This is a genomic window from Bacteroidota bacterium, from assembly GCA_020402865.1.
GTDB lineage: Bacteria > Bacteroidota > Bacteroidia > Palsa-965 > Palsa-965.
Genome location: JADBYT010000006.1, coordinates 242149 through 256508, shown reverse-complemented (window position 1 = coordinate 256508; position 14360 = coordinate 242149). Strand labels below are relative to the sequence as shown.

Here is a 14360-nt window from a genome sequence, read left to right as displayed (position 1 = left end):
TACTGTGTTTGTTCCGGTAACGGTGTAGGTAGTAGTTGCAGTCGGATTCACCGTTACACTGGCACCGCTGAGGTTGCCGGGCATCCAGTTGTAGGTGTTTGCGCCACTGCCGGTAAGTGTGGTGCTGGCGCCTACGCAGATAGACGTATTCGATGCGGTGGCCGTAATGGTGGGCAGCGCATTTACAGTAACAGTGCGTGTTTGTGTATTGGTACAGCCGGTTACTGTGTTTGTTCCGGTAACGGTGTAGGTAGTAGTTGCAGTCGGATTCACCGTTACACTGGCACCGCTGAGGTTGCCGGGCATCCAGTTGTAGGTGTTAGCTCCTCCGCCGGTAAGTGTGGTGCTGGCGCCCACGCAAATGGCAGCACTTGATGCGGTGGCCGTAACGGTCGGTCGGGCATTTACTGTAATTACCTGCGTAGCAGAGTTGCTTCCGTTGGCGTTAGAGGCTGTGAGTGTTACGGTGTAGGTGCCGGCAGCGTTCCATACAATGCCGCTTGGGCTTTGTGAGGTTGATGATGCCGGTGTACCGCTGGGGAATGTCCAGCTCCAGCTTGTGGGCGATCCGGTAGAGTTGTCGGTGAAGTTTACCGCTGTACCGGCGCAAACTGTGGTGGCACTGGCTGTAAATGCAGCAGAGGGGCCAGCCGGGGCGGAAGTTCCGGTAATATTTATGTTGTCCACATAAATATTGTTTCCATAACGGCCGCGGTTGCGGATGGCCACAATTACGTTTGCCTGTCCGGTATATGCATTCAGGTTTATCGACTCATTACGCCACTGCGTATTTGTAGGTGTAAACGCAGTTGTTTGATCGGGAACTGTAGCCAGTGTGGTGCCGCCCTTCAGATAAACTGATGTCCATGAGGCACCGCAGTTGGTAGAAATCACTACTTCGAGCGAATCAGAATACGTTGCATCGTAACGAGCATAAGCCACATCAAAAGTGAGTGTGCAGGTTTGCAATGCGGCAAAGCTCATTTTCGGTGCCCACATTTCATCACGTGCGCCGGCAACATCCACTGAGAAGTTGTCGAATTTCGCACTCCACGAACTGTTTCTGCCCACGTTTGCACGCTCCCAGAAAACACCATCGTTGTTAATGTTGTTGGCGTTCCAGTTTGCGGGCAGGAAAGTGGCGTTTTCAAACCCTTCGGTAAGTGGCGGATTCTGCGAGCCAAGTACCGTAATGGTTTGGGTATAGGTTGAGTTTCCGTTTGCGTTGCTGGCTACCAGTGTTATTGTATAGGTGCCGGCCGCACTCCATGTTACACCCGTCGGGTTTTGTGCGGTTGATGTGGCCGGTGTGCCGCTGGGGAATGTCCAGCTCCAGCTGGTGGGCGAGAATGACGTTTGGTCGGTAAAGTTAACGCCGTTGCCCGGGCAAACTGTTGAAGCACTTGCCACAAACTGAGCAACCGGGGGCAATGTGCCAGGGTTGTAAATATCTACTTCCCACACCCCACGTCCATAAGTGGCCGCGCGGAGTTTACCGGTGGGCTGATACACTTCGAGATCAAACACGGGCACGTTGGCAATACCGGTAAAATAAGGCTGCCAGCTGGTAAAGGTGTTGTCGATGTAATACACGCCCACATCCATTCCCACATAATAGGCGCCATTGGTTGAGCCCGGCATCATGGTGATACAGTTGGCAGGCAGGTTGGGCAAACCGGTTGAGATATTTGTCCATGAAGTACCGCCGTTGGTTGAGCGATATACTTTGTTGCCTGAAGAGTAACCCGAGAAGGTAACCAGTACGGTGTTGGGGTCGTTGGGCGCTACGGCAATGCGTGTAATGGCTGCACTGCCCACAGGCAGCGTGCCGGTTACGGTTGTCCATGAAGTGCCGCCGTTGGTGGTTTTAAATAAACCGGTTGAGCGTGCTACATAAATTGTCTGGTTGTTTGAAGGCGCTACACGGAAATCCACAATCGTTCCGCCGGGGCTGGCAGGCAGCGCAGCAAGCTGTGTCCAGCTTGTACCCTGGTTGGTTGATTTGAACAGGTTGGTGTAGCCTACGTAAATGGTGTTGGCTACAGAAGGATCCTGATACCAGGGAGTAACCCAGGCTGCATTACCGGTAAGTCCAGAGGTAATAGTAGTCCATGAGTTTCCGCCATTAGTGGATCGCTCCAGCGCACCATTATAATATTCGGCATACATCACGTTGTTGTTTGTACGGTCAATGTAGCAGTCCATACCGTCGCCGCCCATTGTTTCGTAGTATGATGCGCCGTTGCGTATGTTGGTGCCATTGTCCTGGTGGCCGGTAATGTGCAGGCTGGCATTGCTGCCTGAGAGGCCAATACGGTAAATCTGTGCAATGCAGAGGTTGTTGCTTAAATCGCTCCAGGCGCCGCCGCTGTTGGTGGTTTTAAACACACCGCCATCGTTGCCGGAGAAGTAAGTGGTACCGTTGCCGGGAAGGAAGATCAGGTCGTGAATATCAGCGTGTACATAAGGCGCGCCGGTACCTGTCCAGTGTCCGTTAATCGTCCAGCTGGTACCGCCGTTTGTGCTTCGCCAGATGTTCACACCGCCTACAACTACTACATCCTGTTGTGTGGGCGAGGCCGCAATGGCAAGGTCGTACCAGCTTTGTCCGCCGGCATCGTTACCTGTGCTCGACCAGCCGAGCAGGTTGGGTGTGCTTGAGCGTTGTGTGAAGGTTGTGCCGTTGTCGGTAGAGCGGTAAAGGCCAAGAAAGCCGCTGTTTGTGGCGTTGCCCGCAAGCACATATACGTAAGCTGCGTTTGCAGGAGTAACTGCAATGGCCATGCGGTTGGTTTGTGTGTTGGTGGGCAGGCCGCTGGAAATCTGTGTCCAGGTTACACCGTTATCGGTCGATTTAAAGAAGCGGGTTCCCGTGGCGTAAACCGTGTTCGGGTCCGACGGGTTAAACTCCATGTCTTTAAACGAGTTGGTCGTCTGGGTTTGTGTCCAAGAAGTGCCTCCGTTGGTAGTGCGGTAAATACCGTTGCTGGTTGCCGCAAGAAGAATTTGCGGGTTGGTGGGGTGAATGAGCAGGCGGCTGATGGTGCGGCCCTGATTCACCGTCCAGGTTAATCCGGTGGTATTCCACGTGGCACCACCATCGGTTGATTTAAGGATACCTATTGAATAGGTGTCGCCGGCATCACCATCGCCGGTGGCCAGATACATTGTATTGGTGTTTGTATAATCAATAGCGAGGTCGGTGCAGCCAATTACGGTAAGCTGGTCGGTATTGGTGGTCCAGCTTGCACCGCCGTTGGTGCTTTTCCACAAACCGCCCGCCGGAGCACCGGCCCAGATAATATTGGTGTTTGTAGGGTCGAAACGCACAAAGTTGATACGGCCTGCGCCACCACCGGTTGGTGCGCCTGTGGGTCCTACAAACTGCCAGGTACTGTTAAGTACCGAAGGCAGCGAGGGGCCGTTAATACTATTTGGCGAGTTGCCAATGGGATTGCCCATGCGGCCCATCTGATACTGCTGCATGGCCACAGGGTTATTGTTCAGATAGCTTTCAAAGCGCTGCCAGGTTGTGGAAGGAAGCGAAAGATCGCCCGAAGGATATACGCGGGGTTCCATGTAGTCGGCCCAGCGTTTAAACATTTTATAACCGCCTTTTGTACTTGGAGCCACAGCCGGCTGCGGGTTTTGTGCACTAAACTTACCTTGATAAGGTGCATTGGCCACACGGGCCGCCATTACCTGCTGTTCAATTTGCCCCCATGTCTGGTAAAAATTGGCCTGTACCTGATAGAAGGTGGCCGAATTCCCCGAAGGCAACGGCTCCTGCCACTGCTGGGCAAGCAACCGGGCCGAAGAGAACAGCAGGAAGGCAAGGGAAGTCCTGAGTTTTTTCATTGTGTTGTGGTTAATTTGTTGATGTGTGAGCAAGCGGTTTAAATAGCAGCGACTCTGGCATGTACTAAACAACTACTTATCCTATAGGTGAGATAGTCGTTGTTTTTCCACAAGCAGGTTAATTTTCGCGTAGTTTTTGTTAAGGATTGCAAACTCTGTGTTTTGCGGCATCCATTATACGAAGCGTTCAAAAACGAGGCTGCGTTTTTCGACAGATTGTTGTTTGGTGTCGGCGGATGGTTATTTCAAGCAAACCGTTTGTGAAAAGCGGTCGAAATGTTATTTCTTGTTTAGATAGGGTGTTTGGGAGAAGTGATCCGGAGGCGAAATCGTGACAGATTAATAACAACCGGCACAAGTTTTCAACACACAGCGCGTAGCTCCCTTGCATTTGCAGCAGATAACAGGTTTTTGTTGATTACTTGGAAAAACAAATCCCCCAAACCCATTATCCTTTTATTAGTTTCGGGTATCATCATTCTGCTCTTTATATGCCCAGAACAGCTAAGACCCGTACAAAAGCTCCGGTAACAGAAAAGAAAATCTTCGTACTCGATACCTCTGTCATCATTTACGATCATAACGCCATCAAGAATTTTGCCGAGCATGATGTAGTTGTGCCCATTACCGTTCTCGAAGAACTTGATAATTTTAAAAAAGGCAACGACACCAAAAACTACGCAGCACGCGAATTTACCCGATACATCGACAAAATTTCGGGGCGCAATACGCTTCAGGACTGGGTAAACATTAACGGCCGCGGGCACGGCATGTTTAAAATTGAAATGGGGCAGTCCACCAAGCCCGATGCTGAAAAAGAATTTGGCGAGCGCAAGGCTGATCATCGTATCCTTAATGCGGCACTCTTTCTTGCACAAAAACATCCCGACCGTAAGGTTATTCTCGTTACCAAAGACATAAACCTGCGCATTAAAGCCAAATCGCTCAGTCTGCAGGCCGAAGACTATGAAACCGGGAAAATCAAAGACCTGAGTGAGCTTTATACCGGACTTTCGCTGGTTGATAAAATACCCGTAGCGTCAATCAATGATCTTTACGAAAAAGAAATCACCGCCACCGAACCCATTCTGAAAAAAGAAAAACCGGTAGCCAATCACTATTACATTCTTCGCAGCGGGCAAAAATCGGTGCTTGCCTATTCCAATCCGCTTACCGGACTTATGGAGCGTGTGCGAAAGCAGATTGCCTTTAACATCACTCCGCGCAACGCCGAACAAACCTTTGCCCTCGACGCCATCATGCGACCTGAAATCAGGCTTGTGTCTATTCAGGGTGTGGCCGGCACTGGTAAAACACTGCTCTCGCTGGCCGGCGCACTCGAACAACGCCGCAACTACCATCAGATCTATCTTGCACGCCCGGTAGTGCCGCTCAGCAATAAAGATATCGGCTACCTTCCCGGCGATATTAAATCGAAACTCAATCCCTACATGGAGCCGCTGTGGGACAACCTGAAGTTTATTAAAAGCACCTACAGCGAGAAAGACAAAGAATTTAAACAAATTAATGAAATGGTAGAGAATGAAAAGCTGGTGGTGTGCCCGCTGGCTTACATTCGCGGACGAAGCCTTTCCAATGTGTTTTTCATTATCGACGAAGCACAAAACCTTACACCACACGAAGTAAAAACCATTATCAGCCGCGCCGGTGAAAACACCAAAATCATCTTCACCGGCGATATTTATCAGATTGACACACCGTATCTCGATACCCAGTCAAACGGACTTTCCTACATGATTGATCGTTTGAAAGGGCAAAGCCTTTATGCGCATATTACACTCACCAAAGGTGAGCGGAGTGAGCTGGCTAATCTGGCGAATGATTTTTTGTGAGATAATTAGTGCATATCAAAATTGAAGAGGCGGCCTTTGAATAGAAGACCGCCTCTCGTTTTATTCTATTGCCCCGTTAAAAATTCCCCGTCCGTACACGTCCTTTGCCTTTGCCCTGGCCGGTGTAAATTACGCCCATTTCAAAAGCACCACGTGTGCCGCCAAAATATTTCAGCCGGCTGGTGAGTATGTCATAACTCAGACGAAACATGCTGCTGCCCTGACGTAAACCAATCTGAAACACCATGGCATCTTTATGTCGGTAGTTTACACCTGCCATAAGCCGGTACGGCGTATTGTTGAACCGATACTCGGTCATTACACCCATATTCAGCTCAAATGCCTTGCGCTGATACATAAACAGAATGTTTGGTGTAACCATAAAATCGGAGGAGGCATGTATATCGCAGCCGGCAATGGCGTTAAAGCGCATGGGTAATTTGCTTTTGGTACCGGTAAACGATTCGTTGGCCATGTTCAGATGGTACACAGAAATACCAATCGACGGATCAAAACGTTTGTTCTTGTCGATGTATTTGTAAAACACCCCCATGTTGGCATCAAAGCGAGTTATCGACTGGCGGTCGAATACTTCGCCGCTGGGCAGTGAACCATCCAGTCCTTCGTTGGTGTACTGGCTCTCGAAAAGCAGATTACCCATGTTGAATCGTTTCTGGAAAAAGCCGAGCTGCAAACCAACCGTAAGAAAATGATTGCGGCTGTTATCAGCTGTGATACGATAGGCTCCCGAAGCCAGAAACTGGAATGTGCCAAAGTTTGATGTTCCCGCAATATGATCCATTATCAGCAGCCCGGCTCCGAACCGGTCTAAAGGCATGTCGCCGGCTACACTCACTGATGAGTAAGGCTTACCCTGCAACTTTTGCCACTGCGAGCGGTAGCTGCCGAAAATACGGAACGGTTCATTGCCGGTTAAATACATTCCTGTTTGTGCAGGATTGTAGTACAACGGAGCCATGTCATATTGCGACAGGTGAAAGTCCTGTGCATACACATTTGCCGCAAACACGGAGGCACAAAAAGCCACTGCACTAATGCGAACTGTTTTCGAAATTGTGTTGTTCGTTTTCATCGTGTGTTTCTCCTGTATTTATCGGATAAGGGTTACGTTGCCTGAAATATTTACTTCGCGTCCGTCAATGGTAGTACCAATTACGGTGTACACATAAATGCCCGCCGGCTGCGGCTTTCCGCCCAATGTGCCATCCCATCCCAAATCGGGATCGGTTGAGATAAATACCTGATGTCCCCATTCATTATACAGCCGGAAGTCAACTGTTTCAAACGGCCCGCCAAGTACATGCAGCACATCGTTCTTGCCATCGCCGTTGGGTGTAAAGCCTGTGGGCAGTTCAACCGGCTGCAGAATTTCTTCTACTGCATTTACCACAGACACAGCAGTATCAGTACATCCGCCGGCGCTGGTAATAACCAGGGTTACGGTATAAGGTCCGGCTGCCGGATACATGTGTGTAGGATTCTGGTCGGTTGAGGTGCCGCCCGAACCAAAATCCCAAAGCCACGCTACGGCTCCGGTTGACTGATCAGTAAATACAAGCTGCAGCGAATCGTCGGGCAGCGAGCTGAATGCGGCTACCGGCAAGGGCTCTACTGTAATTACCATTGAGTCAGTGACAGCCGGACAAATGCCGTTGTTTGTAGAGGTAAGATAAAGCGTTACGCTGCCTGCTGCAATGTCGGCCACACTCATTGTGTAGGATGCATTGAGTGTAGCTGAACTTGGCGTAAATGTACCGCTGCCGGTGGTTGACCAAAGCCCGGTGCTGGTGGTGCCGGTCACAAGACCATTCAGCAGCACTGTTGTCTGGTTACCACATACCACGCGGTCGGGGCCGGCGCTTACCACAGCCACCGGAATAATTGTCACCATCATAGTATCGCGGCGCGGTGTGCATATACCGTTTCCGGTTGAGGTGAGAATAAGCTGTACGTTGCCCGCCACCAGATCTGCCGGTGAAGGTGTGTACACGGCATTCAAATCTGTGTTAGTCGGCATGAACGTGCCTGAGCCCGTGCTGCTCCATTGTCCGGTAGTGGTGCCGCCGCTTACAATTCCGCCAAGTGATACACTCGCACCTTGCGCACATGTAGTCTGGTCGGCTCCTGCATTTACAACAGCGGGCGCGGTAATGCTCACCACCATCGTATCGGCATCGGGCCCGCAGGCACTGGTGTTGGTGGCAGTAAGAATAAGCTGCACCGAACCATTCAGCGAGTCTGACGAGCTGGGAATGTAGGTAGCATTCAGCGTACTTGCATTCGGCACAAAAACTCCGCTGCCTGTTGTGGTCCAGGTGCCTGTTGCCGAAGCCCCGCTCACGTTACCGCCAAGCGGTACACTCAGGTTGTCGCCGCAAATGTTTACATCGCCGCCGGCATTTGCAATCGAAGCAGGCACAAGTGTATAGGTTACAGTATCAACTCCCGGCAAACAGGAGCCATGGTCAACCGTAGTAAGGACGAATGTAACAAAGCCTGTGGAGTAATCGCCGGTGCTGGGTGTGTACACGGCATTCAATACCGAATCATTAGGCGTAAATGCGCCCGATCCGGTTGTGGTCCACACACCCATGGTTGCACCGCCCGATACAAATCCGTTAAGCTGAACAGGCCCGTCGGTAGCACAAAGCGAGAGATCGACACCCGCAAACGCAAACGCGCTCGGACCAAATGAAATAGTCATTGTATCACGTGTCACCGGGCAGGCGCCATTGTTGGTGGAGGTAAGCACAAGTGTTACCGAACCGGCCGCCGTGTCGGCAGGGCTGTACAAATAAAGTGCATTCAGCGCACTGTCGTTGGGTGTAAATGTACCCGATCCGAGTGTGCTCCACACGCCGGTAGTGGTTCCGTTTGATACACTACCCAGCATTTGTGTAAACGACGAACTCACACATACCGACTGGTTAGGCCCCGCATTTGTAACAATACCCGGCGAGAGGAAATGCGTTACAGTATCAGAAACACTGTTGCAGTTTCCATTTCCGGTTGACGTAATTGTGAGGAATACAAATCCTTGATTCACTTCAGCGGCCGTAGGCGTGTACACGGCGTTTACCGTTGTATTGTTTGGCGAGAATGTGCCATTGCCGCCGCTCCAGCTTACACCTGTGGCATTGCTTACCGAGCCGCCAAGTGTAACCGGAGTATTTGCACCGCAAACCGCTTGCGAAGTACCTGCATCCACAACAGGAGCAGGTGTGATAATTACATTCAGAAAATCAATAGCAGTGTTGCAGCTGTTGGTTGCAGTGAGGATCAGACTCAGGCTGCCGGCAATCAGATCGCCGGGGCCGGGAACATAGGTGGCGTTAAGCGCGGTGTCGTTGGGCACAAATACGCCATCGCCGGTGCTGCTCCACTGGCCTTGTGTGGCGCCGCCTGTAATACTTCCGCTCAGTGTAATGTTTGCATTGTTGCTGCACACAATCTGATCAGGACCGGCAGCAGATATTCCCTGCGGGTAAATATTCAGGCGCACGGAATCGCTAACCGGCACGCACGAGCCATTGTTGGTTGATGTGAGTGTAAGCCACACCACTTGCGCGTTTACATCAGCCACGCTGGGAAAATAAGTAGCGTTAAGTGCTGATGCACTTGGCGAGAACGAGCCGCTGCCCGATGTGGTCCAGATACCTGTGGTGGTACCGCCGCTCACACTTCCGTTAAGACCAATCGAAGTACTGTCGGCACAAATGGTAATGGTGTTTCCGGCATTTACCACCGGTGCGGGTGTAATGGTTAGTGTTAAACTATCTACAGCAGGGTTGCAGCTGTTTGCCGTGAGGAAGAGTGTGGCACCGCCGTTGGCAATATCAAAACCGCTGGGTACATAACTGGCGTTTAGTGTGGTGTTGTTGGGGAGGAACAAACCAGTACCGGTGGTGGCCCAGGTTCCTGCAGTAGCTCCGCCACTGATAATACCATTAAGTGAAACTGCGGCATTATTTCCACACACCGTTATATTGGCACCTGCTGATGCAGCACCAGCGGGGAGAATATTAATAATCATCGTATCGCGCACAGCCACGCATGAGCCGTTGCCGGTTGAGGTAAGTACAAGCGTTACACTTCCTGAAGCCGAGTCGGCCGAACTGCACTGATAAATTGCATTCAGCGCGCTATTGTTAGGTACAAACACACCACTGCCGTTTGTGCTCCACACTCCTGTGTTTGTGGGCCCCGAAACACTTCCGCTCAGAGCCACATTCAGGTTGTTTACACACACGGTTTGGTTGTTTCCTGCATTCACAAATGGCGATGAGGTAATGGTAAACAACACACTGTCGGTAACGGGTAAACAGGTTCCGTTGCCGGTAGAGGTGACATAAAGCATTACGCTGCCTGCAGCAATTTCAGGTGCCGAAGGTGTGTACACCGGAGAAAGTGAGGTATTTGAGGGCGAGAAACTTCCTGTGCCACCGCTCCACACCACGCCGCCGGCAACAGTAACACTACCGCTGAGCAGGTGTGAAGGATTGTTTGCGCAGGCTGTTACAGGTGCGCCGGCATCAACCGTGGGTGCAGGTGTAAAGATGATGCGCATGGTGTCGCGCACGGCATTGCAGTTTCCGTTGCCGGTGGTGGTGAGTACCAGATTAACAAAACCAGCTGCAATTTCGCCGGCAGTGGGTGTGTAGTTTGGTGCCACCACGTTGGGTGAAGGGCTGAATGCTCCCAGTCCGCCGCTCCATTGCCCGCCAGCGCAAAAGTTCACAAAGCCGCTCAGCGAAACCGTGGCATTGTTACCGCAAACAGTCTGATCGGCTCCGGCGTTAGAAACCGGAGCCGGCGCAAACGAAATCGTAATCTGATCGCTTACTGCCGTGCAGTTTCCGTTTCCGGTTGATGTAAGTGTAAGCGTTACGCTTCCTGCCGAAATTTCACCGGCTGAAGGAGTATAGCTTACGTTAAGCGATGAAGCATTGGGCGAGAACGTACCTGCGCCGCCGCTCCACACACCGCCGGTAGCATTGTTTACAATACCGCTAAGAGAAACAACAGCGTTGTTTGCACAAGAAGCTATGTTTGCACCGGCATTCACAACGGGCGCCGGCAAAATGGTAATCAGCACCTGATCGTTCACTGCCGAACAGGTTCCGTTGCCGGTGGTGATGAGTGTAAGCGTTACACTGCCTGCGGCAATTTCGGCTGCCGAAGGTGTGTACACCGCATTCATGGTGTTGTTGTTGGGGGAGAATGTACCTGCGCCACCACTCCACACAGCGCCCGAAGCCACCGTAAACGTGCCGTTGAGCGTGGCTGCTGCATTATTTGCGCATACGGTAATGTTTGCACCAGCGTTTGCAGTGGGGGCGGGGGTGTAAAAAATTACTTTCTGATCGGTTACTGCATTGCAACTTCCGTTGCCGGTGGAGGTGAGTGTAAGCGTTACGCTGCCGGTGGCTATTTCGCCCGCCGAGGGTGTATAGGTGGCATTGAGTGTAGATGCGTTGGGTGTGTAAGTGCCCAGTCCGCCGCTCCAGATTCCGCCGCTGGCAATGGTTACCGCGCCGCCAAGCGGAGCCGCCGCATTGTTGGCGCAGAAGGTAAGGTCAGGGCCGGCATTTGCGGTAGGTGCCGTGGTGAAAAAGATCGTCATCTGATCAGTTACTGCGTTGCAGGTTCCGTTGCCGGTTGAGGTAAGTGTGAGCGTTACACTGCCTGCGGCAATTTCAGCTGCGCTTGCCGTGTACACGGCATTCAGCGTGGCCGCATTCGGACTGAATGTACCACTGCCTCCGGTCCAGGCACCACCTGTAGATACTGATACTGTGCCAGCCAGCGTAACTGCCGGATTGTTTGCACAGCGCGTTACGTCGGCACCCGCATTAACTACCGGCGAAGGCGTGATGGTGATAATTACCTGATCGGTTACGGCATTGCAGGTTCCGTTTCCGGTTGAGGTGAGTGTAAGTGTAACTGTACCTGCGGCGCGTTCGGCGGCCGTAGGCGTGTACACCGCGTTCATGGTTGTGTTGTTAGGCGCATATGTGCCCGCGCCACCCGTCCACGCAGCACCTGTGGCAATGGTAAACGCCCCGTTCAGCGTGGCAGCGGCATTGTTTGCACACACCGTAATATCTGCGCCGGCATTCACTGTAGGTGCGGGGGTGTAGAAAATTACTTTCTGATCGGTCACTGCCGAGCAGGTTCCGTTGCCGGTTGAGGTGAGTGTAAGCGTTACACTTCCTGCGGCAATTTCGGCTGCGGTGGGTGTGTAGGTGGCGTTGAGTGTAGAGGCGTTTGGCGTGTATGTGCCCAAACCGCCGCTCCATACGCCGCCTGTGGCAATGGTTACCGCGCCGCCAAGAGCTGCTGCCGGGTTATTTGCACAACGTGTTAAATCCACACCGGCATTGGCCGTAGGCGCAGCGGTAAAGAAAATAGTCATCTGGTCGGCTACGGCGTTGCAGGTTCCGTTACCGGTAGAGGTTAGCGTGAGCGTAACACTTCCTGCCGAAATTTCAGCCGCGCTCGCGGTGTACACGGCGTTGAGCGCGGTGGCATTGGGCGAGAAACTACCGCCGCCGCCTGTCCACACACCACCCGTAGCGCCCGAAATGGTGCCGGCCAGCGTTACTGCCGGGTTGTTTGCGCAGCGTGTTACATCCACACCGGCATTTACAACCGGAGCTGGTGTAAACGTAATGAGTACATTATCACTCACTGGCTGGCAAATACCGTTGCCGGTGGTGGTGAGTGTGAGCAGCACACTGCCCGCGGTCAGTTCGGCTGCGGTGGGCGTGTACACCGGGTTAAGCGAACTGTTGCTCGGCGAGTAAGTCCCTGAGCCACCTGTCCACACTCCGCCTGATGCAACGGTTACTGCGCCGCTGAGCGTGGTGGCGGCATTGTTGCGGCATCTCGACTGGTCGGGGCCGGCGTTGGCTGTGGGCGCAGGCGTAATCGTAAGCAGCATTTGATCCGACACCGGAATACATGCGCCTGTGGAAGTGAGTGTAAGTGTAACCGAGCCCACCGAAGCATCGCCCGCGCTGGGTGTGTACACGGCGTTGAGTGCAGTATTGCTGGGTGTAAACGTGCCTGAGCCCGACGTGGTCCATTGTCCGGTGGTAGTACCGCCCGCTACCGTTCCCGCAAGTGTGGCTGTGGCATTGGCGCAAATGGTTTGGTTGATGCCGGCATTAATTGTAATGGGGGCTACAAATTCAGAGAAGTATCCATAGCGGCAACCTGATGTGGCTCCGCCGTTGATAATGCCCAACGCAAACACGTCGGCACTGTTTGAAATACGCACGGTGGAGTCAACCGGAATTTGTGTGGTGTTGTATTGTATGCGCGCGGCTCTCCAGGTGCCGCCGGTGCCGGGCACCACCACAAATGAAGCCGGATTGATGGTAGCCGTTCCGCTTACCTGAATATTGAAATTATTCACCGCCGCCGAACGCACCAGCAGCGTTACAAAAAACGATTCGCTCGACGAACGGACAAAGTTTACCTGCTGCGATCCTGCGCAGTTGAGCGGCGGCAAAAGCGCCATGCCCGACTCGCAGCCAAAACCGGTTACGTGTACGGCGTAAACAGGTTTGGTGGCGTGTATGTAAACCGAGTTGTTGGTGCTTGACGACAGATAGTCCATGTCCACGCGGTAGTACTCACCGGCAAACAACGTAATTACCGGCACTGTGGCTCCGTCGAGAAAAATCTGTGTGTTGTTTTCCGTGGCCACAATTACCACACTTTCATCGCCATTGCTATTGAGCGAACCCTTAACGGCAATGTAATCTTCGCCCACCACATTTACCGGCACAAGCTGATCGCCCATGAGGTCGTAGCATCCGCCCGAAGGGTTGTGGTTCGAATCGTCTTTGAGCGAAACGGCTATCGGCTTATCGGCCAGCACCACTGCGCCCGAAGGGTGTGTGGATGGCTGCTCGTAACCTATGCCGGTATATCCGCACGAGTATGTTTGTCCCTGATTAAGTACAATGGAAAACTGCTGAAGCGCCGGGTGCCCGTCAACCGGCACTGGCGAATAAATGGTAACAATTGTATTGTTTTGTGTGGCTACAATATCAAATGAGGCGTATGCTTCGTGCGGTGCGGCAAAAGTGTGGTTGTAAAACGGTGCGTGTTTGTGCAACGGAATGTAAAACTCCTGACCAAGCCCGTTGGGGCCTTTCAGCGCCCAGATGTCGGTGTTATTGGTGTTGGCTATTTCATAATAGCAGGTAATGGGTGTAGTTGACTGAATGCGCAAACCGGTGTTCAGCACTACATCAGTAGGTTGTGTTTCGAGCAGCGTTTTGCGCGAGGTGAGGTTTACCCGTGCCGAACGGTTGGCTGCTACGTTTACAGTGATGGGCGTAAATCCGGGGTTGGCAGGCTGTGTAATGGTTACCACAGCGGCCTGCCCCATTGACGATAGCTGGAGAAAAATAGGTTCGCCTCCGGGCGAGTTGTGCAGGTCTGTTACTTCGGGCGGAGCAAGCCAAAATTCATTTCCGCTCTGGGCAAACACATGGTTCGCCCCAAGCATTAACAACAGCACAATACATGTCCAACGTGCAACGTAGCATTTTATCATAAGCAACAGGATTCCGGTTATGCCCCGTTGTACGCGCGTGTTTGAAGGAAAGTTGT

4 protein-coding genes are annotated in these 14360 nt (G+C 52.3%); 1 reads left to right on the top strand and 3 read right to left on the bottom strand.

Going from position 1 to position 14360, the window contains the following annotated elements:
- The coding region (locus tag IM638_05235) for a PKD domain-containing protein (protein ID MCA6362418.1) at positions 1-3858 on the bottom strand (3858 nt) is incomplete at its 3' end.
- A 491-nt stretch (positions 3859-4349) separates the two neighbouring features.
- Between IM638_05235 and IM638_05230 the strand changes: the two genes are divergently transcribed.
- Positions 4350-5711 carry a PhoH family protein gene (locus tag IM638_05230; protein MCA6362417.1) on the top strand — a complete coding sequence of 454 codons (1362 nt, stop codon included), beginning with the start codon at positions 4350-4352 and terminating at the stop codon, positions 5709-5711.
- A 76-nt stretch (positions 5712-5787) separates the two neighbouring features.
- On the opposite strand, the gene IM638_05225 is transcribed toward IM638_05230, so the two are convergent.
- Complete coding sequence (locus IM638_05225; protein ID MCA6362416.1) at positions 5788-6804, bottom strand: PorP/SprF family type IX secretion system membrane protein; 1017 nt, start codon at positions 6802-6804, stop codon at positions 5788-5790.
- An 18-nt stretch (positions 6805-6822) separates the two neighbouring features.
- Entirely contained in the window at positions 6823-14304 is a 7482-nt protein-coding gene (locus IM638_05220; protein ID MCA6362415.1) for a gliding motility-associated C-terminal domain-containing protein, read from the bottom strand.
- Positions 14305-14360 lie beyond the last annotated feature (56 nt).